Source organism: Microcoleus sp. POL10_C6 (assembly GCF_036701585.1).
Lineage (GTDB): Bacteria > Cyanobacteriota > Cyanobacteriia > Cyanobacteriales > Microcoleaceae > Microcoleus.
The window spans coordinates 1-25,556 of the sequence record NZ_JAUBRB010000038.1 but is presented as its reverse complement, the minus strand read 5'-3'; the positions used below and the strand labels follow the sequence as shown (position 1 = coordinate 25,556).

Annotated in this window: 18 protein-coding genes and 2 pseudogenes; 12 read left to right on the top strand and 8 right to left on the bottom strand. The window is 46.7% G+C overall.

Annotation, left to right across the window (positions count from 1 at the left end):
* The first annotated feature begins 228 nt into the window (after positions 1 to 228).
* Entirely contained in the window at positions 229 to 1,155 is a 927-nt protein-coding gene (locus tag QUA34_RS20085) for a DMT family transporter (RefSeq protein WP_333389022.1), read from the top strand.
* Positions 1,156 to 1,318: 163 nt separating this feature from the next.
* Positions 1,319 to 2,176, top strand: coding sequence for an Hpt domain-containing protein (locus QUA34_RS20080; RefSeq protein ID WP_333326158.1), 858 nt, complete (start codon positions 1,319 to 1,321; stop codon positions 2,174 to 2,176).
* Between the two features lie 134 nt (positions 2,177 to 2,310).
* Here the strand turns inward: QUA34_RS20080 and QUA34_RS20075 are convergent, their stop codons facing one another.
* The gene (locus QUA34_RS20075) at positions 2,311 to 2,685 is read right to left on the bottom strand and encodes a hypothetical protein (RefSeq protein WP_333083474.1); all 375 of its coding nucleotides are present in this window, start codon (positions 2,683 to 2,685) and stop codon (positions 2,311 to 2,313) included.
* 489 nt (positions 2,686 to 3,174) lie between these two features.
* Between QUA34_RS20075 and QUA34_RS20070 the strand changes: the two genes are divergently transcribed.
* From QUA34_RS20070 to QUA34_RS20060, 3 genes are all read left to right on the top strand, one after another.
* Complete coding sequence (locus QUA34_RS20070; RefSeq protein WP_333389021.1) at positions 3,175 to 5,700, top strand: ATP-binding protein; 2,526 nt, start codon at positions 3,175 to 3,177, stop codon at positions 5,698 to 5,700.
* A gap of 122 nt (positions 5,701 to 5,822) precedes the next feature.
* Complete coding sequence (locus QUA34_RS20065; protein WP_333389020.1) at positions 5,823 to 7,286, top strand: CIA30 family protein; 1,464 nt, start codon at positions 5,823 to 5,825, stop codon at positions 7,284 to 7,286.
* A gap of 178 nt (positions 7,287 to 7,464) precedes the next feature.
* Complete coding sequence (locus QUA34_RS20060) at positions 7,465 to 8,343, top strand: sugar ABC transporter permease (protein WP_333068427.1); 879 nt, start codon at positions 7,465 to 7,467, stop codon at positions 8,341 to 8,343.
* A 197-nt stretch (positions 8,344 to 8,540) separates the two neighbouring features.
* Here QUA34_RS20060 and QUA34_RS20055 read toward each other — a convergent pair whose 3' ends face one another.
* Positions 8,541 to 9,242 carry a DUF4079 domain-containing protein gene (locus tag QUA34_RS20055; RefSeq protein ID WP_333326153.1) on the bottom strand — a complete coding sequence of 234 codons (702 nt, stop codon included), beginning with the start codon at positions 9,240 to 9,242 and terminating at the stop codon, positions 8,541 to 8,543.
* A gap of 453 nt (positions 9,243 to 9,695) precedes the next feature.
* Here QUA34_RS20055 and QUA34_RS20050 point away from each other — a divergent pair.
* Positions 9,696 to 9,971 (top strand): annotated as a pseudogene (locus QUA34_RS20050) (winged helix-turn-helix domain-containing protein).
* Between the two features lie 94 nt (positions 9,972 to 10,065).
* Here QUA34_RS20050 and QUA34_RS20045 read toward each other — a convergent pair.
* Together QUA34_RS20045 and QUA34_RS20040 are read right to left on the bottom strand one after the other, a co-directional pair.
* Positions 10,066 to 10,488 carry a DUF6335 family protein gene (locus QUA34_RS20045; RefSeq protein WP_333389019.1) on the bottom strand — a complete coding sequence of 141 codons (423 nt, stop codon included), beginning with the start codon at positions 10,486 to 10,488 and terminating at the stop codon, positions 10,066 to 10,068.
* A 238-nt stretch (positions 10,489 to 10,726) separates the two neighbouring features.
* Positions 10,727 to 10,933 carry a hypothetical protein gene (locus QUA34_RS20040; RefSeq protein ID WP_190740439.1) on the bottom strand — a complete coding sequence of 69 codons (207 nt, stop codon included), beginning with the start codon at positions 10,931 to 10,933 and terminating at the stop codon, positions 10,727 to 10,729.
* 165 nt (positions 10,934 to 11,098) lie between these two features.
* Between QUA34_RS20040 and QUA34_RS20035 the strand changes: the two genes are divergently transcribed.
* Positions 11,099 to 11,512, top strand: coding sequence for a peptide chain release factor 1 (locus tag QUA34_RS20035; protein ID WP_333389018.1), 414 nt, complete (start codon positions 11,099 to 11,101; stop codon positions 11,510 to 11,512).
* 201 nt (positions 11,513 to 11,713) lie between these two features.
* Positions 11,714 to 12,212: pseudogene (locus QUA34_RS20030) on the top strand (transposase); the annotation flags it as partial.
* Between the two features lie 256 nt (positions 12,213 to 12,468).
* Here QUA34_RS20030 and QUA34_RS20025 read toward each other — a convergent pair.
* The 3 genes from QUA34_RS20025 to infC form a co-directional block, all read right to left on the bottom strand.
* Positions 12,469 to 12,945: a Crp/Fnr family transcriptional regulator gene (locus QUA34_RS20025; RefSeq protein ID WP_015176146.1), complete on the bottom strand. Its 477-nt coding sequence runs from the start codon at positions 12,943 to 12,945 to the stop codon at positions 12,469 to 12,471.
* Positions 12,946 to 13,067: 122 nt separating this feature from the next.
* On the bottom strand, positions 13,068 to 16,112 hold the full coding sequence (locus QUA34_RS20020; protein WP_333389017.1) for a HEAT repeat domain-containing protein: 3,045 nt from the start codon (positions 16,110 to 16,112) through the stop codon (positions 13,068 to 13,070).
* A 107-nt stretch (positions 16,113 to 16,219) separates the two neighbouring features.
* Entirely contained in the window at positions 16,220 to 16,756 is a 537-nt protein-coding gene (gene infC / locus QUA34_RS20015; protein ID WP_006635262.1) for a translation initiation factor IF-3, read from the bottom strand.
* 417 nt (positions 16,757 to 17,173) lie between these two features.
* Here infC and QUA34_RS20010 point away from each other — a divergent pair, with 417 nt between their 5' ends.
* The 4 genes from QUA34_RS20010 (at position 17,174) to QUA34_RS19995 (ending at position 23,321) form a co-directional block, all read left to right on the top strand.
* Complete coding sequence (locus QUA34_RS20010; RefSeq protein WP_333389016.1) at positions 17,174 to 18,196, top strand: alpha/beta fold hydrolase; 1,023 nt, start codon at positions 17,174 to 17,176, stop codon at positions 18,194 to 18,196.
* Between the two features lie 1,597 nt (positions 18,197 to 19,793).
* Positions 19,794 to 21,590 carry an N-acetylmuramoyl-L-alanine amidase gene (locus QUA34_RS20005; RefSeq protein ID WP_333326137.1) on the top strand — a complete coding sequence of 599 codons (1,797 nt, stop codon included), beginning with the start codon at positions 19,794 to 19,796 and terminating at the stop codon, positions 21,588 to 21,590.
* Positions 21,591 to 21,725: 135 nt separating this feature from the next.
* Positions 21,726 to 22,586, top strand: coding sequence for a glutamate racemase (murI, locus tag QUA34_RS20000; RefSeq protein ID WP_333389015.1), 861 nt, complete (start codon positions 21,726 to 21,728; stop codon positions 22,584 to 22,586).
* A gap of 180 nt (positions 22,587 to 22,766) precedes the next feature.
* Positions 22,767 to 23,321 carry an NYN domain-containing protein gene (locus tag QUA34_RS19995; RefSeq protein ID WP_015176151.1) on the top strand — a complete coding sequence of 185 codons (555 nt, stop codon included), beginning with the start codon at positions 22,767 to 22,769 and terminating at the stop codon, positions 23,319 to 23,321.
* Between the two features lie 690 nt (positions 23,322 to 24,011).
* Here QUA34_RS19995 and QUA34_RS19990 read toward each other — a convergent pair.
* Positions 24,012 to 25,217 carry a glycosyltransferase gene (locus QUA34_RS19990; RefSeq protein WP_333326133.1) on the bottom strand — a complete coding sequence of 402 codons (1,206 nt, stop codon included), beginning with the start codon at positions 25,215 to 25,217 and terminating at the stop codon, positions 24,012 to 24,014.
* Between the last annotated feature and the right edge of the window lie 339 nt (positions 25,218 to 25,556).

Sequence of the window (25,556 nt, the reverse complement as noted above, 5' to 3'; positions counted from 1 at the left end):
GGGAATTTTTTAAGAATGGCGAGCGGTTTTTTTTTAACGAACAACGAAGACGCGAAGGACGCGAAGGAAGAGAGGAGAAGAGAAGGGAAGAGAAAGTCTTCAGAAAGTGTTCAGCATTATGTGAAAATTGCTATATAAATTTTCTCAATGCCCGATGCCCGATGCCCGATGCCCAATGCCCAATGCCCAATGCCCAATGCCCAATGCCCAATGCCCAATGCCTAAAAAATGAATCTTCCGAAACAACTGCCTAATTGGTCGATCGCCCTAGTGTTAATTATTGGGGTTTTAGCCGTCTCAACTTCCTCAATCTTAATTCGGCTGGCTAACTTTTCAGCAGGGGCGGGCGGTTTGGGTTTCAGTCTGGTGCTCGCGGCCTCTCGTCTGACTTTATCTGCTTTAATTCTGCTTCCGGCTTGGCGGAAAATTCAGTGGAACGCCCTGCAACCGGGAGCTCGGCGCTATGCGGCTGCTGCGGGTTTGTGTCTCGCCCTGCATTTTGCCCTTTGGATTACCTCACTTTCTTATACTTCGATCGCCGCCTCGACGGCCCTTGTCACCACTAATCCTGTCTGGGTAGCGCTGTTGTCGCGCTTCTGGTTCGGGGAAAAACTCAGCAAAATGTCGATCGCTGGCATTACTATAGCCCTGACTGGGGGAATGGCGATCGCTGTGGGAAGTGCGGGCGCAGCGGATGCTGGCAGCAGCCAACTGCTGGGCGATTTCCTCGCTATGGCTGGTTCCTGGGCTGTCAGCTTGTATTTGCTGCTGGGCCGGGAAGCTCAGCGGCGGGGACTGGGAATTGGTGGCTATATCGCGATCGCCTATACTGTTGCTGCGATCGTACTGCTGCCTCTCCCCTTCGCCTTCGGCACTACTTATACTAATTACCCCGACATTGTATATTTTTATATTTTGTTAACGGCCGCTTTGCCTCAGTTAGTCGGCCACACCATTTTGAACTGGGCCGTAATGCAGATTTCCCCAACTCTGGTAACTCTTGCCATCTTGTTTGAACCGGTTGGGGCGAGTTGGTTGGGTTATTTGCTGTTTGGGGAAGTGCCTGGGCCGGCGGTACTCGCAGGTGCTGGGGTGCTGCTGTTGGGGGTAGCAACCGCTACCGTCGGAGCAAAAAAAATTACTGTCAACAGTTAAGAGTTAACAGTTTTCGACATTGCCACTACAGTTGCCGTGAGTCAGAATAAAACAAATTAGGGCTTAAAAATCCCAATAACTGATCGGTGAAATATCGATTCAGGACTATCAAAGGTTTGAGTAATGACTAATAATACTCGGTTGCCTTTAGGAGAATAAAATTATGCTGCCAGAACAACTACAGCGGATCATCGGCTACTTTATCGAAGAAGCCACAGAACAGATCCAAATTATCGAACCAGGCTTGCAAGATCTGCAAAATACCGTGCCAGATCCCCAAAGAATACACCAGCTCATCCGAGCCTCGCACTCGATTAAAGGGGGAGCAGCTATGCTCGGATTTAGCAGCATTCAGCGCATTGCTCATCGTTTGGAGGATTATTTAAAGCTGCTGAGAGAATGTCCGATCGCCATTGATAGCAGGCTACAATCCCTCTTAAGCGAAGTTTTTGATATTTTAGTAGCCCTTGTGTCAAAGGTTTCTAAGGGTTTTGGGCTCAAGCACGAAGACGCAAACCAAATGCTATCAATCGCCGAACCAGTTTTTGACGAACTCGACGCTTACCTGAGATTGCGAATTCCCACTCGCCTGACGGTGAGAGCTACTACGGACGAACATATTCACGTTTTCTCCGGTTACTGCACCTCCCTGAGCGAATTTTCCTCGACTATCGCTTCGCGCGTCGGTTTGCTCGGAGGCACTATTACCCGCCACGATCAGGATAGCCAGGGTCTACGCCTTTGTATTGACATTTACCTGCCGCCTTACACCCGGATCGAAAACATCCGCCAAGCTGTCGAACTCTCCGGCGCTATTATCGGGAATGTTCAGACGCAGCGGGACTTTTCGCTGCTGGCGACTGCGGATTATCCGGTTTACCAAAGTGCGATCGAACCTCCCGCAATTTGCATCGGATGCCGCTACTATTACGGCAGAAGCGATGGCGGCTACCTGCTCAACTGCACGATCCATCCCCGTGGCCCGGAAGCAGAAGATTGTCGCGATCGCGAACCGGAATAAGCGCTGAAAACTCAGCCCTCAGAAGCACGATTTGTCTTCCGACAAACTCTTCTGAAGCCCATATTTTCCCTGATTTTTTTCACATTACCCCCTGCCATTTTTTGTTGAGTTCTAGATAGCTATATCTGTCTCTCTTAGACAACTACATCCTTCTTCCTTCTGAAATATCCCCTAACAACTGATACCGCAACTCGAATTAATTGCATCATGCTTGCAGGATGAGCGATCGCCCAGACATTAATTGTCAGACAAGTAATTGCCATAACTAGCAAGATGTATGTCGGAGGCATTACTACCCCGATCGCGAACCAGGTAAAAACGTGAAATATCATTGCTGTAGCCCAAAGGCTGGCCACAGCGACAGACGCCCAAATTTGCATTCGAGGTCGGTTTAGTCCTATCAAAATCGCTGTATGCAAAGTAGTCAGCAAGTTTGCCGGAACTAAAAAGGCACAGATAGCTATGCAGTAGGTATGAGAAAATTCAGTAACTGTATTGAAGTCGATCATCAGTCTAATTGTCGGGCCTGTTGGGTATACTTAAAGAGCTTAGCGTGACTTGACTTTCAGATCTTGTCACCCTTACCTTAACTTAATATTTCAGTAAGTAGGTCGCTCTGGAGACGCATTTCTCTCCCCCTTTTCCAGCAGGCAAAATTTTACCACAAATATTAAAGTTTTGGGAAATTATTAAACATACTTGAAGAATGGCAACAATTGCTATGATAATTAACATCGGGAAGGGATAGTATAGAAGAGCCAAGTCGGTAAAAATTCTAGAACGCTGAGGCGGCTTAAACAGCAACACATACTGCAGGCTGGTTTTCGACTAAATCATTTTTGATTCGCTGAGTATCGGGTGATTGATTCTCCGTGTCCGTCAAGGGATCGAGCCATTATGCGATCGAACAATATGAGATTATTATGGAAAAGCCAATTTGCTCTCAAATCTCAAATCAATAGAACCCTCTCCAAATTTCACAGCGGAAGACAAAGCAAATGGATCAACAAATCACAATTCCCGCACTCGAAGAAGTTGACTTGACAAACTGCGACAGAGAACCAATTCACCTATCGGGGCACATTCAGCCACACGGGGTGCTACTTGTTGTACGAGAACCTGAACTAGAAATAGTCCAAGTCAGCGAAAATACGCAAGATTTGTTAGGAATTGATGCAGCAAGTGCGATCGGTAAAAATTTGAGCTTATTATTCAATCGAGTTCAATTAAAAAAACTCAAGCTTTGTTTGCTTAATGAAAACTTAAAAACCGTTAATCCCATTAAACTCACTGTTGTCAAGAACCCAGGTAAATATTTAGAATTTGACTGCATACTTCACCGAGTAGAAAAAGTATTGATGGTCGAATTAGAATTAGCCACCAACCCAGAAAATCTTTCTGTTTTTAGCTTTTATCATTCAGTGAGAGCCACCGTCAGCAAAATTCAAAGCGCCCAAACTCTCAAAGAATTATCTCAAATAACTGTAGAAGAAGTCAGAAAAATATCTGGTTTTGATCGAGTTATGCTCTATCAATTTGACCACGAAGGCAACGGCGCTGTGATCGCTGAAGACAAAGCAGAAAATCTAAGTCCTTTCTTGGGATTAAACTACCCTAGTTCAGATATTCCCAAACAAGCCAGACAACTGTATGCGTTAAATTGGCTGAGGTTAATCCCAGATATTAATTATCAACCCGTCCCCGTTGTTTCAGGAAACAATGCTGTTACCCCCCAGCCCCTAGACCTGAGTTTCAGCGTGTTGAGAAGCGTTTCTCCCATTCACATAGAATACCTCCAAAATATGGGCGTTGCAGCTTCGATGTCAATCTCGTTAATCAAAGACAAAAAACTGTGGGGATTGATTGCTTGCCACAACTATACACCAAAACACCTTAACTATGAATTGCGCGCCGCCTGCGAATTTATCGGGCAAGTAATGTCCTTAGAACTGCAATCAAAAGAAGGCAACGAAGACTACGACTACAAACTACACTTAAAATCGATTCAAACCAAGATTTTTGAAGACATATCCACGTCCGACAACTTGTCACAAGTGTTAGTTAAATGTCAGCATAATTTGCTAGAAGCAGTCAACGCGCAGGGAGCCGCAATAGTATTTGGAGACAATTGCTATCAAGTAGGGCACACACCTCACGGAGAATCCCTCAAATACTTAACTCAGTGGGTGCAAAAGCATTTAAATAAAGAAATTTTTTATACAGACTCGCTCACCCAATGCTATCCAGAAGCTGAGGAATTGAAAGACACAGCCAGCGGGTGTTTGGCTATAGCAATATCGCCGACTCAGAAAATATACGTTTTGTGGTTTCGCCCGGAAGTAATTAAGACGGTGAATTGGGCGGGCAACCCCAACAAACCAGTTGAAACCGATGAAGATGGCAACCCTCGACTGTCTCCTCGGAAATCCTTCGAGCTGTGGAAAGAAAATGTCAGGTACAAATCGTTGCCTTGGAAACAATGCGAAATAGACGCTGCATTGGAACTGAGAAAAGCAATGATTAATATAGTGCTGTGCCAAGTCGATAAACTCGAAAAATTAAATACAGCACTAGAAGCATCAGTCGCCAGAGAACGGGAAAAAACTGCTAATTTAAAAACAGCGATGTCCGAGCTGAAGCGGGCGCAAACTCAATTGGTGCAAAGCGAAAGAATGTCAAGTTTGGGACAGTTGGTGGCGGCGGTTGCTTATGAAGTCACTAACCCGATTAACTTCATCTACGGCAATCTTAGCTATGCTAATGAATACAGTCAAAAAATGATCAATTTATTGCAGCTTTACGAGCAGCACTATCCGTCGCCTTCGCCAGAAATTCAAGCACAAATAGAAGCAGTTGAATTAGAGTTTATAGTTGAAGACTTACCGAAGTTACTGGGTTCAATGAAAGTAGGAGCTAACCGTATCCGCGAGATAGTTCAGTCGCTGCGAAACTTCTCTAGAATTGACGAAGCAGAGATTAAACCAGTTGACATTCACGACGGATTGGACAGCGCTTTATTGATTTTGAGCAACCGGCTCAAACCGAAGCCCGATCGCCCCGCAATTCATCTCATCAAAGAATATGGTTCTCTGCCTTTGGTTGAGTGTTACGCAGTTCAAATCAACCAAGTATTTATGAATGTGCTGACAAATGCAGTTGATGCTCTCGAAGAGGCCTTTATCAACAAGAATTTATCGTCCCACGGCGGGGACAAAGAAGAGCCAGTTAAGTACGGACAAATTCGGATCATGACTGAACTTTGTCCCGGAGAAAAAGCCGTAGCAGTTCGGATCAAGGACAACGGTTGGGGCATGGAAGAAGAAGTTCGCCAGAAAATTTTTGAGCCTTTTTTTACCACAAAACAGGTAGGCAAAGGTGCAGGGATAGGTTTGGCGATTAGCCACGAAATTGCGGTAGAACAACACGGTGGCAAATTGACTTGCATTTCTGCCCCCGGAGAGGGAACCGAGTTGATTATTGAGATTCCCTTGAGCCAAACTCATCCCACACCCATTGTCAAGTAAACAAAGTCCGCGCTAGCGAAGCTATCCCGAATGGTAGGGAATCGCCCAAATTCAAAAATCGAAAATTCGATTAAAATACAAAAGCAGCTAAGTAGATTTGAGCCAATTCAGAGGAAGCTAGTATGACTGAAAAAAAGACCGCCCAATGGGATGCCGGCCGGTTTCTCAAAACCTTGGCTTATTTCGGCGTCATTCCCTTCATTGGCAGCATTAGCTGGCTGCAACAACTCTTGGGAAGCAGCAGCAAAACTAAAAAAGACCAACCCAAACTGATACTGGTAGCCGGTGCTACCGGCGGCGTCGGGAAACGAGTTGTTAAGCGGCTGCAACAGCGGGGATATAAAGTACGCTGCCTCGTCAGAGATGCTAAAAGAGCAACAGAAATTCTCGGCAATAATGTCGAATTAGTCGAAGGAGATATCACTCTGGCAGAGACGCTAACACCGCTAGTAACCGAGGGTGTGGAAGCAGTTATCTGCTGTACCGGCACTAAAGTTCAACCGATAGAAGGAGACACCCCAACGCGGGAAAAATATTATCAAGGCATCAAATTTTATATGCCGGAAGTTGTGGATGTTCCCGAAATAGTCGAATACAAAGGCCTTAATAATTTAGTCCAAGCTGTTCGCCGCCAGCTAATTCAACCAGGCGACAAAACAATTTTTGACTTCACAAAACCCAGCCAAGATTTAAAAGAAACTTGGGGGGCCCTGGACGACATCGTGATGGGCGGCACTAGCGAAAGTTCGATCCGGCTGACAGACAATACAGCTATATTCACAGGCAATGTTTCTACTGCCAACTCGGGTGGCTTTGCTTCGGTGCGTACCCGCAACTTTGATCCTCCGCTCAATCTCACAGGATTTAGCGGCCTCCACCTGCGCGTCAAAGGAGACGGCAAGCGCTACAAATTGATTGTTCGCAACGAAGCTAAATGGGATGGAATTGGCTATTGCTATTCGTTTGATACTGTTTACAATACCTGGATTACTATCACCGTTCCTTTTGATGAGTTAATTCCAGTATTCCGCGCGAAAACTGTTAAGGATGGCTCTAAATTTGATGGCAGCAGTATTTTTTCTTTTCAGTTAATGTTGAGCAAGTTTGAATATGACGGCGCGCTCAACCCGAAATTTACACCGGGTATTTTTCAACTGGAGTTAGAATCTATTAAAGCTTATGGGGGACAGACTTTGCCGCGATTTGTGATGGTGAGTTCGGCAGGAGTTACCCGCCCTGGCCGCCCGGGAATTAACTTGGAAGAAGAACCGCCGGCAGTCAGGATGAATGATATGTTGGGGGGGATTTTGACTTGGAAGTTGAAAGGGGAAGATTGTGTGCGATCGAGCGGCATACCTTATACTATTGTCAGACCTTGCGCTTTAACTGAAGAACCGGGAGGCAAAGCTTTAATATTTGAGCAAGGAGACAATATTAGGGGCAAAGTCAGTCGGGAAGATATTGCAGAATTGTGCGTGGAGGCTTTGGAACAACCGCAAGCTTGCAAGGTTACTTTTGAGGTGAAAGAGGAGGAAAATGGCAGTTCTCCCGGAGACTGGCAGGGTTTGTTTGCGGGAGTTAAATAATTATTATTTGTAGGGTCAAAGTCTAGCTCCCCCCTAACCCCCCTTAATAAGGGGGGGACAAGAAATATTTTCAAGGACTCAGCGCAGGTGCGCCGAATAGCACCCTACAAATGCGAGTTTTATAACTGCTTCCCAGGCATAGCCTGTTAACGAGTAAAGTTACCAATTACTAATTACTATGTCTGTGACTTTTTCCCGACGCTCCTTGACGCCTTATTTGTTTTTGCTACCTGCGTTATTTATTTTGAGTTTGACTGTTTTGTGGCCTGCGGTGCAAGCTTTTTATTTGAGTTTTACTAATTACGAATATGATTTAACTCAAATGCCGCAGTGGGTGGGTTTGAAGAATTTTAACAGGTTGTGGGGCGATCGCACATTCTGGCAAACTTTGACGAATACGCTGCTGTATCTCACCTGCGTTGTGCCTGTATTGGTTGTTCTACCGTTGGGAATGGCGATTTTGTGCAACCAAAAACTTAAGGGGATGAACTGGTTTCGAGCAGCATACTACACGCCGGCGGTGATTTCAATGGTTGTCGCCGGGATTGCTTGGAAGTGGCTGTTTGCTGAGACTGGACTGCTGAATCAGTTGGGGGAATTGTTGGGTTTGCCTCCTGTTTCTTGGCTGGCTAATCCGAAGTTAGCAATCTTTAGCGTCATGGCGGTTACTATCTGGAAAGGATTGGGTTATTACATGGTGATTTATTTGGCAGGGCTGCAAGCTATTCCTGCAGAACTTTATGAGGCGGCTGCTATTGACGGTTCTGATGGTTTGGGAAAGCACTGGGATATTACTGTGCCGCTGATGAAGCCTTATTTAGTTTTGGTAGCCGTGATTTCGGCGATTTCTGCTACTAAGGTTTTTGAAGAAGTTTATATTATGACTCAGGGCGGGCCGCGAAATAGTTCTAAGACTGTTGTTTATTATCTTTACGAACGGGCTTTTAAGGATTTGGAAATTGGCTATGCTTGTACGATCGGGCTGGTTTTGTTTTTGCTGATTTTGGGTTTGTCGATTTTGCAAGTTAGCCTTCAGGGTTTGACTCGCAATGATTAAGATTGGTGACTGATTGGTAGTGACCCAGATATTGCAACATTCTCGTCTCAAGAACAGGCAAGATGCCTGCTCCACAATACATAAAATCTCAAAAACAGGCAAGATGCCTGTTCCACAATACATGAAATTCCTTGTGGGGTGTCCCGCCCTCTCTAATTTCTACTAATTTTAGACTTGAATATCGATAAGGTCATCGCTCACGACTTTGGGCAGGTCTTATTGGCGAAATCACAGGTATAAATATAGGGTTTCTGCCAGTTCAAAGGAATTTCTAATAAATCCCTGGTTCCGGTCATTCCCTGTCCCAGAAAGAGCAGCACAGCGATCGAGTTCAATATCACATGGATAGTGCGCCAGCGATTTGAGCGGTCTTTGTAAATGTCTTGAATGATGGCAAGGGAGAAAACCATAATTAGCGCAGCGGCGATCCCAATGTAGTAGTGAGACCAATACCATTCATTGGTTCGCCGATAAACGCCATCTTGAGTGCCAAGAATCACCAAACCAGTACCTGTTAGCGTTGCAAATATGCCGCGCCATAAAGCGGGTGTCGCTCGATATAGCATGACCAAAGAGGCGATCGTTGCAACAAACATCAGCACAATGAAAATGACCTGAAACGAGTTTTTGCTCCAAACATCCTTGCTCAAAATATGCTCAAAAATCGGGTAGGCTAGACCCACCAACGTCACTCCTACCACAGAACCTGACAGAATTCGACCTGCTTTGACGTGTTCTGGACCGACTACAGGTGGAATTTTGCTCTTGGTGTCGATCGCAATTTGCTTGCGACGCTGCATGGTTTGCCACGCCATATTGAGAACAATACCAAGCATAGGAAAAACAATCGCTACAGCTAAAATAGGATGCAGCAAAGCCAGAAAATCTTTAAATTCCATACAGCACCTTTTTGTTAAGGAGGGTTGGCTTCATCAACCCGGTTTTTGCGATACATAATATCATACCCGGTGATCTAAGCACAGTAAGTTTGTAGTCAGGACTAATAGTGATTATTCACCCGCATATAGAGGGCTAAAGTCCTGACTACAAACACACTTTATGAGGGGTAATTCACCGGAGATGTTGAGCAATAAGAAGATATAGCAGTTGTCAGTTGGGTGAGGTACAGCTTTCTCAATTACGCAAGGGAGGAATTACAATTACCTTGTTCTCAGGGAAATGAAAACTGCTGGCGGTAAAGTCAGTGCCGGTTAGCCACTAATTCCCTGCATCACTTTGAGCCTATATTTTACTAGCCTTTCAGTATTGAAGAACTCCTAGCGAGAGTCAAAGCCCCTCGGCGCCAAACTCAAGCAAATGACCCGGGTAATTTACAATTTGAAGACCTAATATTGAACGGTTTAACCCGTGAAGTTTATCGAGGCAGTCAACTAATTGAACTCACTGCCAAAGAGTTTGATTTGTTAGAATTTATGCTACAAAATTCCCGTCAAGTCGTTACCCGTAACCGAATTTTAGAAAAAGTTTGGGGTTACGATTTTATGGGATAGTCAAACATTATTGAAGTGTATATTCGTGCGTTACGGATTAAGTTAGAAGCAAGTAACTCAAAACGCCTACTGCATACTTTTCGGGGAGTTGGATATGTGTTGCAAAAGCAAAAGTGAGGAGGCGCGGATTTACAAATACTTCGGATATGAAGTATGGATACTGGTGAACCCGCTCCTATTATACTACCTATTTTTTTTGTACCACATAGACCTAAAAATCCGGTCGTTCCTGATAATCTTCCGCAGAACTCGGGTCTAATTCCCACCGATTTTCATCTCGATGTTCAAGCATATCTGTTGTGTGCAAAATAGCGCCATCTGGCATTTCTATGCCCGCCGCGGCTCCGAGCTCGTCAACAATATCCAGGTCGGGAGTAGGCGCGGTTCCGCCCACCGATTGTTCGCCAGTGGCACTTTCTTGTTCCGCAGCAGGATCGCCATCCTCGCTGCCGATTTGGGAACTGGTGGAAGAGTATTCCGAACTGATGTCCTGCAGGGTTGTTATGTCGTCTTGGCTCAATCCCGGTTGAGCGATGACGCCGGTACCGTAAGATTCGGTAATTTCTTGAGGCAATTCGCCCAAATTATCACCATCTATTGTTGTTTTTGCCTTGCGTTCCTTTTGCTGTGCCACGAGACTTGCTCCTGTTTGTTTTTGAACTCAATTAAATTAAAAATGTCCGAATTTCACTTGAGCTGAATTATTTTTAGTTATTGCCAATGGGTGTCATTAAGTGGCATCATAATTGCTATTTAAGCTCAAAGCTTCTATCCCAGGAAATATATGGATTACGATCGGCTATTTCATTGGGAATACAAAAAGCGATCGCCATTTTGCAACGGGCGATCGCTTTTTAATGTGGATGTTAATTCTATTCGGGAAAATCAGGAATTATCCATTTGGGGGGTTCCGTCCGTTTCCTTCTCACCGCTTCCTCTGCTATTTCTAGCATTTTATCCAGAGAAGTATTTTCAATAAAGTTGGACGTTGCTTCTGCGTATTCCCGCTTCGGGCACTTGTCGCCCAGAACGCAGCCATTGACGCAAGCTACAGCACAATCGACAGTGTTTTCCACCATAACTTTTTTCCTTTCACGGTTCCAACAACTAATAGGCAGGTACTCTGGGTGAATTTGTCAAGAGACTGCTCTATATCTTTATTTTACTTCACAAATTGTCATCAAAGGTCGATCGCCAGGGCAAAACTGTTATAAAATCAAAGCAACCTACCTAATCTGCCGATCGTGAGTAATTTTCTGCGGCGCTTAAAACTTTTACCTTGGCGAGAAATGCTGCAAATTGCCGCCCTCGTCAACTGCATCGTGGTTGGATTGGAGTTATTTTTAGCCTGGGGTTTCACGCAATCGCGGCCAATCCGCAACGTCGTGACGCTTCTTTACGGCCCATCCCTCGGGACATTGATACCTTTCGTTGGTGCACTGGGAATGGGAGCTTTAGCAGTGTACTTTTTAGAGTATTGGCAACAACAATTTTTGCTCAACCGAATTAGTTTGTGGGTTTTAGTTTTCTGCGTGCTCTTGGGTTTGGTGTTAAAGTCATTCCTACCCATCCCTCCTTTATTAGCAAGTTTATCGGAAGCTGCACTAATCGGAGTTACTGTGGGAGTTTTTTGGAAGGGCCGGCCTTATTGGCGATAGTCATGCCATTTGAGATTTGAGATTTGAGATTTGAGATTGGCTATGACTGATAAAGATTCGGGTTTGGTGCTTGTCTATAGTTACATTTTTTTTGATGAGAGTATCATGAGACCTCTTGCGAAAGTCTCAGGCGATATCTAATTTAGTCTTTAAAGAAAGTTCATAATTATAAATACCAGCGATTAAATTAAATCTTAATTTGAAGGATATGTATTTTTAGACCGGATGAGCTGGGATAATTTTAAGGAATCAGGAGACTTGAAAGCATCAGTACAAGCTTATTATAGCTTCACAGGATATTATCGGTAAGTCCGTTCATGCAGAGCGGATTTATCGTAAAGCGAGAAAACCGAGCTTGGTGTAAAGAAAAAGGAATTAGAATCAGTGAACCACCTCTAGAAATATCTCCAGCCAATGTGAGTAAAGAAAAAAAGAAGCAAGCAAAGGAAGAGGAGAGGATTCGTCCGGCAATTGAAGGAAAATTTGGGGCTTGCGTAAACGAAGATTTAGCCTGACTCTGGTAATGAAAAAACTTGAGAATACCTCTAGTACAGCTATTGCTATCATTTTTTTAGTAATGAACCTTTCTACCTGGTGGCGCCCGGTTTTTTGTAGATTTTTATGCGGTTCGGGGAAAACAATGCCTGTTTTTGGGTTTAACATAATTTGCGCTTATATTTTACTCAAAATGAGGCAGTAAAAACTCATCTTTAACTCTGGTTGAATAATCAATCACTCCCCATCGCCAAAAAGCGATCAATTATTCAGCAAGTCCTATTTAGTTATGCACAAATTCACCTTGTTATCAAATTAATTTAGATGCGTTTACCCTGGTTATTCGTAAGGTGCCAATAGCGGACACTAGCCAGAGAAATCGTGCGCTATTGGCATCTTACAAAATATAAATTGTGCCGAATTACCGATCGACTAAAAACACAATTCTCAATTCCTCAATTTCATCGCATTTCAGGAACTCTCACAGTCTCTGTAGGAGGCATAATTGCCTCTTTAGCATTCAACTTTTGATTCAACTCCCGAATCCGGCGCGACAGCAAGCGAATAATATTCACCGCAATTCCCGGCGTTTCATCAATCGCATCGTATAGCTGCATTTGAGTCAGCATCAAACACTCGGATTGTTCGAGAGTAGAAATAGAAGCCGATCGAGGTTCTGCATCAAACAGCGACATTTCCCCGAAACAAGCCCCTGCTTTCAACTGTGCCAAATCCCGATCGCCTATATGCACCCGCACCGTTCCAGATACCAAAATATAGAGAGACCGACCTTCTTGTCCTTCCGTAAAAATCCTGTGCTTGGAAGGAAACGAAAGTTCATCCATTACCGATGCTAGACGCACGAGAAAATCATCCCGCAGTTCCTTAAAAATCGGAACCTCCCTCACAAACAATAGGCGTTCGACGCTTGTTAACATAATGAGATGCAGTGATTAATTTAAACTTAAAAAGGGGAAGGAGAAGGGGAATAAAAACGGTTGACGGTTAACGGTTAACGGTTGACTGACAATAACAACTGCCAACTGACAACTGACTAATGTTACCTTTTTCCCCCAGCACCCAACTCTGCCATCATCTCTTCAACTTGAGCGGATACCAAATTATCGGGGTCATTTTGCAGCCTGGGCAACAATTCGACCAAAGCCCGGGGCGAGGCTATTTTCAAATAGGCTAACACTGCTTCGCGGACAAAACCCGTCGGGTGTTGCAGACAGACGAGAGTTTGTTGAGCCGTAAGACTCCAGCGCGCTTCCCTCGCCAAGTGAAAGCAGCAGGCCAAAGCCCAATCCGAAAGGAAGTGGCGCAATTCTAGCAAGCGGCGCAAACGATCGCTAGGGGCTAGAGGTTTGTAAACCATCAATTCCGAGAGGTTGCTCAATTTTTCTCTTTCCGAGTGTTGATCTAACAAATTGATGAGCGATCGCTTCCTAGCTATATCCACAGTATTATCGAGAATTTCCAATCCCCTAGCAACCAAAGAAGGTTGGCCAGAAGCGATGTTGAAAGCAGCGGCTTGTACCGTGTCCAGCGGATAAAGAAACTTCATCAGCAAAAAACACCGCTCCCTAGCATCAGCTTCCAACCCCGCCAGAGCCCGCTGCAACAATTGAGCCGTATCGTTCCCAGGTTTCCGAGCGCTGTTAGCCTCTCGCTCTGAGAAATTGCCGTAGCTTGTTACCCCAGACAAATCTACCAGACCTGCATAAATTTGACCGATAAACATTAACTCCTGTTCGATAAGAGTTTCCAAGCCGCTACGGCCGATGCGGTCTAGAACCCCTTCTATCCCAGCTTCCGAAGGCATTTTCAACAGGATGCGGAGGATATTGCGCCTCGTCGTTCCCCAAGCCGTCATCAAATTGCTGACCAAAATGTCGATCGCCTCCGGAGTCCCAATTTGACCCAGAGCCGTCCAAGCTTGCAACCTGACCAAATCCGACTTGTGGATATCCTCAGCCAAATACACGAGCAAAGGAATGGCGTCGTTGTGAAGTTTGACTATAGCTTGCAAAGCCGCTTCCCTAGTCGATTTGTAACCAAGTCCGCGCAGCAGCGAAGGATAATATTCTTCCGAATGAGTAGACGAAATCACGTCTAACAGAGCGCAGCGCACTCGCAGAGATTCATCTTGCAACAGATTGGGGATATGCAGCCGCAGTCCTTGCAAATAATCAGCTTCTCCCAGAGCCCGCGTCCCCATAACACGTTCCCGCTCTTGCTTGTGTGTCAGCATTTGCCGCAGCGTGTTAGTAGCCTCTGCCTTTTGCAGGCGATCGCCCCTTCTCATAATTAAAGCAGCCGCCGTCCCCCGCACCACCGGATCAACCGTCGGCTGCAAGTAAGGCCTCAAGCTCTCAATATTCGGTTCAGCTTCCGTCAGCCAGATGTAGCGCAAAGCCAAGGCCAGAACCTCCGGCGACAAGGATTGCTGCGAGAGTGCGCGGACTGATTCTAAATATGCGGGGTTCGGGTGTTGCAGCATCGTTTCCAAGCTCTGGCGCTGCAAACCTGGGGACAGCGAATCGAGGAGGGGAGCCAGAACTTCTCCGACATTTTTGGGGTCAATTTGCGTCAGGAGTTCTATGCAAGAGCGCTTTTCATCTTCGCCCCCCGGCTTTTGTAGAGTTTCCACCACTGCGCGCTTGAGAGCTTTGAGGTCAACGTCTGTAACGCCCAAGCGCCCCCGCTCCGCACTTTTGACCAACAAACCCACGTATTGAGAGCGGATCAACCATACGACAAACACCCACAACAGTGCCAATATGACGATCACGCCAATAAATATCAAGCTTTGCTGGTCGTGAAATACATTTTCGTCTTGCTGGGGGAGTATCTTGCCTGTCACCCACAGCATAATCAGGATGCCTACTCCTGTAGCCCCGCAGGACAAAGGTTCGCCCACACCGTTGACCAGAGTTTGAATGCCCGATCGAATATTGTCGGGAATCGGTTGAAATAAAACCGGGCTAACGGTTTCCAAAAGCGTGTAGTGCAGCAGTTCGTCTAAAAATCTCAGCAATATTAGCCCGATAAACACAGATACTAGCTGGCCCAGAGATGCTCCTATGGTCAGCACCCCTAGTATAGCGATGCCCGCCGGCAAAATCATCGCCGTCACGAATACACCGATTCTTTCCACCAACCGGCTCGAAGCGAACCACTGAGTCGCCACTTGAAACAGGCCTTGTATGCCTTCATAAATGCCCAGGAAGCTAGCGATCCAGCTAGCTCCGTCCCCCGGGTTTTGGTATTCTAGCTGGCTGTAGAATTGGAAATCTACCAGCACGTAGACGACTTCTGCGAGGATGAAGAAACTGACTAGAGGTACGGCGTATTTTTGAAGTGGGCCTGTAACTTTGCGGGCGGTAAATTCTTCTTGGTCGTCGTCTTCGTCGTCATCCGTCCAGTGAGCAGTTTCCGGGAATGCTTGGCTGTATTTTTCCGTGAGGTAGTAGAGCAACACCGAGCCTGTCGCCACCATCAGCCCCGATATGAGGGTAACGTTTTTGAGTCCGACTACGTACAGCAAAACAGGCAGAGAAAATCCGCTGACTACTCCAGCTACTAGATAGCCGCTACTGACTAGCGGATAGGTGCGCTTGATTTCTCTAATATTAAACAGTTGGTTGGAAGTGATAGAAGTATTAAGGTCATTGAGGACATAGCAAGCTTCCACCCACAGCCACATCAAAAAAATAGTAATAAAAGCGATGCTGATGCCAGCTATCTTAGTATTTTCGTAGCCTATTCCGAATCGAAACAAAAATAGCGGTACCGACATCATGCCCAGAACCACTACGACGGTGCGCCTCAGCGGCAGGATTTTTTGCAGCCACGAGTAGACAAATCCCAAGCCAGAACCGATAAAGGCGCTGGCTATGTAGATAAAAGGCATTTTGTCGGCACCGTACTCGTCTAAAAACAGACCTACTGTGCTGAGTTCCAGCCAGATCAGCCCGACGGAGGTTAGAGTGTAGACGAGGAACATCAGTACGGTTCGCTCTACTTCTTCCGATCGCAGGTTGAGCGATCGTAGCACTCCTTGTCTTACTCCCGCCGAACCGCTGATTTGAAAATTTTCCATGCAGCGTTGATTTCCCTGTGTGGTAGCTTATTCCTGACTAACTTCAGAAGTCATCAGCTATCAGTCACCAGTTTATGACTGATGACTGCTCACTAATGACTATCTATTTATACTTTTTTCGGCGACAGCAGCATCATCATACTGCGTCCTTCTTTTTTCGGCGCTTGCTGCACTTCTGCGATTTCCTGCAAATCTGTGGCCATGCGCTTAAGCAAGTCCTCTGCTAGGTTGCTGTGTTGGATTTCCCGACCTCTGAACATGATCGTGGCTTTTACTTTGTCCCCAGATTTGATAAAGCGGTCTGCTAGTTTGAGGCGCACTTGGTAGTCGTGTTCTTCAATTTTGTAGCGCATCTTCACTTCTTTAACATCGGCAGTGTGCTGCTTCCGCTTTGCTTCTCGCGCTTTCTTTTCCTGCTCGAATTTGTACTTCCCATAGTCCATTACCCGGCATACGGGCGGGTCAGCTTTGTCGCTGACAAGTACGAGATCGAGTTCTTTTTCTTCTGCCAGGCGCAGCGCTTCTGCAGGCGTCAATATCCCTAGTTGCGCGCCGTCAGTATCGATTACCCGGATTTTGGGGTATCGAATATTTTCGTTGATCTGGGGTAGGTTGCGATTTTGTCTTCTTTCAATCACAGGCATGAATGGTTTTACAAGCAGTAGTTTAATAGCGAAGCTTTTTGATAGTTACAGGTTTCATCGGTCAATTTTTCACGATTGACGATCGAACTGTTTTATAAGGTGTTACCCTTACCGGACGTACTACCGCGCCCTGTGTCCCCTGCGCTAAAGCCTTGGGGAATATTTGGACGATCGTAAATGAATTCTTACAATACTTGCTATTCTACTCAGTCTGGCTGAGTTTCTGCCTAGTTTTATTTTAACTTCACACACGATCGCCCCCTCCCTTGCCCGATTGATGACAAAACCGTCAAAAATTCCGGCTAAAAGCTTAAGGATGAGGTAAAGTCGCTTTTCCTAGCCCATCTCGCCCGGTCTGGCAAGTCCCCCAAGTCGCCTGATTTGCCTTGTAGAATAGGTATAAGCAAGTGTAAATTTATGTTGCGAGTTGAGGCAAAATTGACAAATTCTCTGCTGTGGCACCAACGGGTGGGAACTCAACGAGACTGGATGTGGCGGGGTTGGCAAACTCGCTACACTTATTTGCGGCCTGATGGGGTACGAAATCAAGGCGCGCCGGAATTTCAAGATTCTGTGGCCAAACCAATAGCCCCGCGCGCATCGGGAACGCCGATTATTTTACTGCACGGGTTTGGAGCTTCGATCGGTCACTGGCGACAAAATCTCGCCCAACTCGCCGAAAACCAAACGGTTTACGCCTTGGATTTGTTAGGATTTGGCGCTTCCCAAAAAGCTCCGGTCAACTACTCTGTGTCTCTGTGGGTTGATCAAGTTTATGATTTTTGGCTAACTTTTATCAGAGAGCCAGTAATATTGGCAGGAAACTCGATCGGCTCACTAATTTGTCTGGCCGTAGCCGCGGCTCACCCGGACATGGTGGCCGGCACGGTGATGATTAGCCTCCCAGACCCCTCTGTGCGAGCCGAGGCGGTGCCCGGATGGCTGCTTCCGGCGATCGAAACGGTTGAAAGTTTGTTTGTTTCTCCGATCGTACTCAGGCCTCTGTTTTATTTGGCCCGCAAGCCTTCCTTTGTCCGTCGCTGGGTTGGCTTTGCCTACTCCAACCCCGAAGCTGTTACCGACGAATTAGTGGAAATTCTAGCAGGGCCAGCGGGCGATCGGGGAGCCGCCCGCGCCTTCTGCGCCTTATTTAAAGCTGTAGGCAGTTCACAGTTTTGCCCCAGTGTCAAAATTGTGATGCGAAATTTAACAATCCCGATGCTGTTAATTTGGGGCAAACAAGACCGGATGATTCCCCCTCGGTTCGCCAGACCCCACCAATTTGTCGAATGCAACCCCAATTATGTAGAGCTAGTTGAATTAGACAATGCGGGCCACTGTCCCCAGGATGAATGCCCGGAACAAGTAAATCAAGCAATTTTGAACTGGATGAGCCGGAATTTTGCACCTAGGGGCGAGAGCGAATTTCAGCACTGTTGAGTAGACATGGGGCCGTGGATTACTAGGGAAAAAAATAACTTGCAGGTGTCGATCCCGATTAAAAATAAATTTGCTATAACTCGATCGCACCGGTGGTATTGTATAGCAGATGTTGAAAGCTCTAGGGGCGAAGCAAAGCGGGTAAAAAGAAGTCCTGCAAGAAGGCGCAATCGACCGCTTAGGTTTCAAAAATTAAGAACGTCCTCACCGTCAGGGCAGTTGCTATAGTACAAAACTTCCCTATCTTGAGAGTCAGTCGATTTGATCTTCGAGATTGACTCCCCAGCGGCTATCTACAGGCTTGAGCTAACCTAAACCACTGGTTTGCTGTGGACGACTCCTGCAGGAAAGTAAGTCTCCGTCTTTCTGTGATGTCATGTATCTACTGTTATTGATTGCCATTTTTTTAGAAGGTCAATCGATTTTAGATTTTAGATTTTAGATTTTAGAATTGAAGCATTGACCCCACGGATCAATTCGAGGGCTTCTTTATCGGATACAGGTTTTTTATTTCTGGGTCCTGAGTCTGCGAAGGAATGAATCCGAGGGCTTGTATCCTGGATGCTTTCGGTCAGAGATTGACACAATCACCAAGATAGTGTATCTTCTCTAACTGGTAGTACACATCCAAGTTATGCAGTTAGTCGAAAGGCAAGTCATTAAACCAAATCACAGGTTTTACCCAGAAGCCGATCGATTGTCTTTGCTGTCCAACAAACTTTACAACTGCGATAACTATTATATCTACGGTCAAAACTTTTTCTCAGGTCAACCAACCAATGCTCTGGGTGTCGATCGTTCACTCAAAAAGAGTCGAAAGTACAAAGCATTGCCGACCCAAGTAACACACAAAACTCTCCCGTTACTGCTGAAAACATGGACTAGCTATCATAGTGTAAAATTGGCGGGCGCGATTACGATCGCCCCACTAAGTGTCAAGCAGCACCGAAAACCACTGATTAAAAAAATCCAGAAAAAAAGAGAGCAGGGGCGATATGTAGTTGTATTTAACTGTCAATCTCTTAGCAAAAAAGTAGCAAAAAAGCTTTTTTCAAAGAATATGTCAGTTTGTCAGGGACTAACATTTGGTGACCTTGAAAAGTTACCTCAATCTTGGAAATCCGGATTGTTACCGAGGTAAGTTGTTAAGTTATTGAGGTAGTTTAGGAAAAGTTAGAACAAAACGCAAGTGTAAAGCGGATTATAACCCTTGCCGTAACGAGCTTCGCCAACATTAAAGAGCTATGAAACCCCTCCCTGGAAGAACGGTAAAATTCTACCTTCTAACTTGTACCTTCTAACTTGTATCTTCTAGCTTCAAGAAACACCTTGTTTCTTGCTCCTAAAAATAAATACCTTCCCTTGTGCCAACAATCTTTCAGTCTGCTTATAACCGATCGCCCCCAAGTATACGGGAAAGTTCAAAAATGCCCGTATCTGGCATTTGGGAGCCTGTTAACGCATAAAAAAGTCAATTTAGCCAACAACTGAGGGCTCCCGTGCCCCCGGTCTGCTGGCGGCTAACTGCTGAAAGCCTCTGAGGGCAAGCAGCGCCCTTCCAGCTTTTGGCAGTAACGCAAACGAGGAAAAAACTGTCGTGAAATTCCACTGGCTACTACCGAGTTTCTTAAGTGTATTTTTGCTCGCCGGAGCCGCCGAAGCAGCTAGACTGCAATCTTGGCGGTTTGATGCTTCAGAGAACCGGCTTTACATTACAACAGACGGGGGAGTACAACCCAAGGCTCAACTGATTTTCAACCCGATGCGGTTGGTAATCGACTTGCCGGGGACGAGTCTGGGTCGTCCATCGGTCAGCAGACCGCTCTCAGGGGCGATCGAATCGGTGCGGGTAGGGCAGTTTGACAACGATACGACCAGAATTGTGGTCGAGATCAGAGACGGGTTTAGTATAGACCCTCAGCAAGTAAAATTCCGGGGGATTTCTCCGAGCGAGTGGACAGTGGATTTGCCAACGCCGGTGCGGGGAGAAACTCAAAATCCGATTTCAGAGCCGGGGGGAGAAAGGTTATCGGTTGAATCTTCAGCACCCCAAGCCCAGTCGGCCGAGGCGACTGTAGTTCAGAACGTTCAGGTGACGGCGGACGGTTTTTTAGTCCGCACGGAGGGCGGTCGCCCCCAAATTAATTTTCAACAAAGTCGGGCTGGGGACATTGCCACCCTCGATATTGAGGGAGCGAGTTTAGCTCCAAGCCTAAGCAGCCAACAGCCTCAAACGAACGGTCAGCACGGGGTTGACAAGATTGAAGTCCGGCAACTGCCAACAGACCCGCCCGTTACCCGCGTGACTTTGCGGATGAAGAGTCCTAATACTCAGTGGCGGGCGTCAGTGAGCAATTTGGGCGGGGTTGTGCTATTGCCTGGAAGTGTAGTACGACAGCCCTCGGTTCCCCGCCGCCTGACTGTAGATCCTCCGGCTAGACAAGCTCAAGGAAATTTAGCGAGAGTTCAGTCAATTGATTTGGCCAGTAACGGCACGCAACTGGTGGTGAGAACTGACCGCCAAGTCTCCTATACCAGCGGCTGGGACCAGGGGTCGAGATCTTACTGGATCAGGATCGCTTCTGGTGTCCTAACGGGGGAAATTCCTCAGCTCGATGCCAACAGTCCTGTATCGTTTACAGCCAGCCAAGAAGATGCGGAGACTGTGGTGATTTGGGTGCAGCCGCGATCGGGGGTAGAGGTAGGTAGGGTGACGAGACCAAACCCGCAGTTGCTGTCTTTGCAGTTGCGATCAAATGCTAGCGCGCAGCAGCCTTTCACTCGCACTCCCAGCCAGCAGCAGCCTTTGCCGAGAAGGACTTTCGGAACCGATGAGTTGCCCCAAGCTTCAAACCGCCGCGCCGTAGTAGTGATCGATCCTGGTCACGGTGGCCGCGATCCGGGGGCAGTCGGGATTCAGGGCATTCAGGAAAAGGAGATTGTTTTGGATATCTCGCTTCAGGTGGCGAGGCTGCTGGAACAGCAAGGAGTCCAGGCGGTGATGACTCGGACTGACGACAGGGAAATCGACCTGGAACCCCGAGTTTCTTTGGCGGACCGGGTGAATGCTAGTTTGTTTGTCAGCATTCACGCTAATGCGATTAATATGAGTCGGCCCGATATCAGTGGGATTGAGACTTATTATTTCAATAACGGCCAAGATTTGGCGAGGGTGATTCACGCCAGTATTTTGGAGGGGACGGGGGCGAGTGACCGCCGAGTGCGGCAGGCGCGATTTTATGTTTTGAGGAAGACTTCTATGCCTTCTGTTTTGCTGGAGGTGGGTTTTGTGACGGGTGCTGAGGATGCTGCTAGGCTTTCTGACCCAGCTTACCGCAGTCAAATGGCGGCTTCGATCGCTCGCGGCATTGTGTTTTATCTTCAACAAAGATAATAGGCAGTGGGCATCGGGCATCGGGCATCGGGCATCGGGCATCGGGCATCGGGCATCGGACAACTGCCAATTGCTTTCATGTCAACTGACAACAGCTTTCCTGACAACTGCCAACAGATAACTAACTATTAACAAATGACAACAGACTCTGGACAACAAAGAATCGGTATTTTTGACAGCGGCGTGGGCGGTTTGACTGTTTTGACCCAGTTGTACCGACAATTGCCCAACGAATCGATACTTTATTTTGGAGATACGGCGAGGCTGCCTTACGGCACTCGCACGCCGTCAGAAATTGTGGAGTTTGTCCGCGAAATTATGGCCTGGTTGGTGGAACAGGATGTGAAAATGGTCATTATGGCTTGCAACACCAGTTCTGCTTTGGCGATGGAGATGGTGCAGGCTGAATTTGATATCCCGGTGCTGGGAGTAATTCTGCCGGGGGCGCAGGCTGCAGTGCAGCAAGGCAAGCGGATCGGGGTCATCGCAACTCCTGCTACGGCTGCTAGCAATGCTTATCGAAATGCGATTTTGGAGAGGGACGATTCTTGCCTGGTGTGGCAGGTTAGCTGTCCGGCTTTTGTGCCGCTGGTGGAGCAAAACCGGATTCACGATCCTTATACTTGTGAGGTGGCTAGGGAATATTTGGCTCCTTTGATTCAGCAGCGCATCGATACGCTGATTTACGGCTGCACTCATTATCCGTTGTTGGCTCCTGTGGTTCGCTCGCTTTTGCCTGCTGGGGTGACATTGATCGATCCTGCGGTACGGGTGGTGGCTGCTGCAGCCAGAGAATTGGAGCTTTTGGGGCTGCAGAATCCTGGTACTGCCCTACCGACTCGTTTTTGCGTGAGTGGCCCCCCGCAGCAGTTTGCCCAGTTGTCGGTGCAGTGGCTCGGTTGTACTCCTGCTGTTGAGAAAATATCCCTGCCGACAGTTGTACGTAGCGAAGCGGGGCGTAAGCCATCGCCCGTATCGTTGGAATCGGCCGAATAATCCGGAAAATTTATCCGTTAATCTAACCCCCCAAAACTCAGGTAAAGCTGGGTCTGGGGGGTTTAATTATTGCGATGTAACCTAGCAATTACACATCAATAGGTAATATTATTGAACAAAAGCTTTGATGAACAATGCAAATAATGTCCTATACGTGCTGGAGCTCTTCAGCCTTGAACCATGTCACTCTATGTATCACAAGCAGTTTTACTTGTAGACGGCTATAACATAATTGGACTTTGGCCTCGACTCCGAGAGAAGCGCGATCGCGATGAACTCGAAACCGCTCGCCGCGAGTTAATAGAGGTTTTAGTTAACTACAGCGCCGTTCAAGATTTTGAGGCCAGGCTGGTGTTTGACGCGCACTATCGAGATACTCCCGGCGTTAAAGAAATTATTACTAAAAATTTATCAGTGCACTACACTGACTTCGGTCAGACAGCAGATACTTATATTGAAAAATCTTGTGCTAGTTTGCGCTATGAGTTGCGATCGGTCAAAGGCAAAGGCCGCATGATTGTCGCCACCTCAGATCGAGCGCAGCAATTGACCGTAGTCGGCTACGGTGCCGAATGGATGTCCGCCGAACAACTAGCGGCTGACGTAGAATCCACCGCCCGCCGCAGCGAGCGGCGACACAAATCCCGCAAACAAAATTCCAGTCGCTTTCTCGCCAGTTCCCTCGATCCAGAATCCCAGCAGCGCCTCGCCAAGTTGAGAATGGGGCTGCATTAGCTGCTGAAACCCGCTCGCTGTCTGATAAAAAAAAAGTTTCTCAAAGGCCTTGCCAAATCGAGTAAGTTCAGCTATTGTTAGTAAATGTGGGTAACAAAAACTCCCAATCCTCGGTAGCTCAGTGGCAGAGCGGTCGGCTGTAATGAATGCAAGCCTTTGGCATCAACCAAAAGCCCTAGTGACATAGCAGCTCTATCCGGTAACGGGTACTGAAAAATCGGGTGAATTCAAGGAAACCGCAGCACTTCGGGTGGCGGCAATCTTGAGCCAAGTCTGGCGAAAGGCCGTGGTTTAAACCACAAGTAGCCGGAAAGGTGCAGAGACTAGAGATGAGGAGCCTAACCAATAAATCTCATAGCGCCTGACATCCGACGACAGATCACAAACATGATTTGTAGGGATGATGAAATAGTCCGCCCCCTTCGGAAACGTTGGGATAAGTGTAACCGATTGGTCGTAGGTTCAAATCCTACCCGGGGAGTTAGTAAAAGTCTGAAGTTGGAATTTTCCAGCTTCAGATTTTTTGTGTTTATTTTGTGTTTTTACTTTGGGCGTTTCTTAATCGGAACTTACCCCCTGGGGGAAGTTCCGATTAAACATGGCGTTTTGTCCGCACCAGTTTATTAAATATGCTGCAGAAACGAGATTGTAGAGTTGCGTCAAGTATCTGAATGACTCACTCTACAAATACTAAACATCGCGTTCTGTCCGCACCCATTTAGTTTGCCGCTTCAGGATAAAACCTAGATACAAAGGGATTTTCCAAAGGATGTAAAAAGGTACAGATAAAAGGGTTGAACCGGAAATATCGGCACGCCCGAATTTGGCCCAGGCGCTGACAATTGAAACTAAAATTAGCAGTCCTTGTACAGCTAACAATATCGCAGGAATCAGCGATGTTCCGATGGTTACTGCTAGTAAGGAGGCGGCAAAAGCAGCTAGCCAGATAGCTACTAACAGCGATAGGGGTGGGACGGATAAGTCGAGGGCGATCGCCAATAAGTCAAAACGTTTTTGCTCGACTGAAGCTGCTGTCAGCCGGGGAGTTTGAGTTAACAATGTCTGTATGTGACCGTGTTCCCATCTGGTTCTTTGACTTTTAGCTGCTTGCTGCTGCTGTGGCAAACACCCGGTGACGTTGGCTTCCGGGCAGAATACTGTTGGGTGTCCGGCGATCGCCAAATCCAAACTCATCTGCATATCTTCAACAATATTGCTGCTAGCTAGGGAAACCGATCGAATTATCGACCAGGGAAAAGCCATGCCAGTACCCGTTAGTAATGATGGGAATCCTAACTTTTTTAATCCGCTGGGACGGACTAAGTTTTTCACAAGAAATGCTAAAGCAGAAATGGAATCTTTCGGAGTAGGATTTGGTGGCTGTTCCATGAGATAAGTTGCTTGCACCGGTCTTTGTTCAGCAACTGCAACCCGGGCTAATTTTTCTATAGAGTCTGGCTGACAGATGCAGTCTGCGTCAACCATGATTACTACTTCTGGGGGGTCTGATTCGATCGACTGCAAGCCGAAATCCAGTGCGTATCCTTTGCCCTTGCGTTGTGTGTCTTGGCGCTCGATCGCACTTGCACCGGAGTTACGGGCGATTTCTGCCGTTGCGTCCGTACAGTTGTCAGCAATCACTAACAGGCGGTCTTGAGGTGTTAGCTGCGGTAATATGGTGGAGATGGTGGCGGCAATTCCTGCTGCTTCGTTGTAAGCGGGAATTAAAACTGCTACTTTGGGGCGGGGTGCTTTAGTTTCCGCTGTGGGGTCGAAGTCGGAGAAGAAAGCTGCACTGCATTCTAGAAATAGAACTGCAACGGGAATTAGAAGGATCAGGGCGATCGCCAATAGCACAACATCTATCAATAGGAAGAGTAGCTGATTAATTTCCACAATTCTAGTACCTTAATTTAATTTTATTGGTTGCGTTCATTGAGTTTATTTAATCTAATTGCACCTTTGTTCACTCACAGCGCCACTCTATCTCAAGTATCATCCTATCATGCCTGCAAAAAATCACCGTTATCACCTTTGTTGTGAGGACTTAAGTCCTCCTAAAACTACTAGGACTAGCGTCATCACTACAAATTAATTTGATTGCGGTTGTGCGATCGTAACTAATATCATATCATGTCTATTCTGACAATGTTAAGTCATATCAGGTTCGGGTAATTACTTATAATGTGAATTCGGCCGCTCGAACTTGAATTCGGGCGCTCGAACTTGAATTCG

Excerpts from the sequence above, each read along its gene's own strand:
- QUA34_RS20080 (WP_333326158.1), top strand. The coding sequence starts at position 1,319 with ATGCTGCCAGAACAACTACAGCGGATCATCGGCTACTTTATCGAAGAA.
- QUA34_RS20055 (WP_333326153.1), bottom strand. The coding sequence starts at position 9,242 with ATGGAATTTAAAGATTTTCTGGCTTTGCTGCATCCTATTTTAGCTGTA.
- QUA34_RS20020 (WP_333389017.1), bottom strand. The coding sequence starts at position 16,112 with ATGGAAAATTTTCAAATCAGCGGTTCGGCGGGAGTAAGACAAGGAGTG.
- QUA34_RS20070 (WP_333389021.1), top strand. The coding sequence starts at position 3,175 with ATGGATCAACAAATCACAATTCCCGCACTCGAAGAAGTTGACTTGACA.
- QUA34_RS20085 (WP_333389022.1), top strand. The coding sequence starts at position 229 with ATGAATCTTCCGAAACAACTGCCTAATTGGTCGATCGCCCTAGTGTTA.
- QUA34_RS20025 (WP_015176146.1), bottom strand. The coding sequence starts at position 12,945 with ATGTTAACAAGCGTCGAACGCCTATTGTTTGTGAGGGAGGTTCCGATT.
- QUA34_RS19995 (WP_015176151.1), top strand. The coding sequence starts at position 22,767 with ATGTCACTCTATGTATCACAAGCAGTTTTACTTGTAGACGGCTATAAC.
- murI (WP_333389015.1), top strand. The coding sequence starts at position 21,726 with ATGACAACAGACTCTGGACAACAAAGAATCGGTATTTTTGACAGCGGC.
- QUA34_RS20060 (WP_333068427.1), top strand. The coding sequence starts at position 7,465 with ATGTCTGTGACTTTTTCCCGACGCTCCTTGACGCCTTATTTGTTTTTG.
- QUA34_RS20040 (WP_190740439.1), bottom strand. The coding sequence starts at position 10,933 with ATGGTGGAAAACACTGTCGATTGTGCTGTAGCTTGCGTCAATGGCTGC.
- QUA34_RS20075 (WP_333083474.1), bottom strand. The coding sequence starts at position 2,685 with ATGATCGACTTCAATACAGTTACTGAATTTTCTCATACCTACTGCATA.
- QUA34_RS20010 (WP_333389016.1), top strand. The coding sequence starts at position 17,174 with ATGTTGCGAGTTGAGGCAAAATTGACAAATTCTCTGCTGTGGCACCAA.
- infC (WP_006635262.1), bottom strand. The coding sequence starts at position 16,756 with ATGCCTGTGATTGAAAGAAGACAAAATCGCAACCTACCCCAGATCAAC.
- QUA34_RS20065 (WP_333389020.1), top strand. The coding sequence starts at position 5,823 with ATGACTGAAAAAAAGACCGCCCAATGGGATGCCGGCCGGTTTCTCAAA.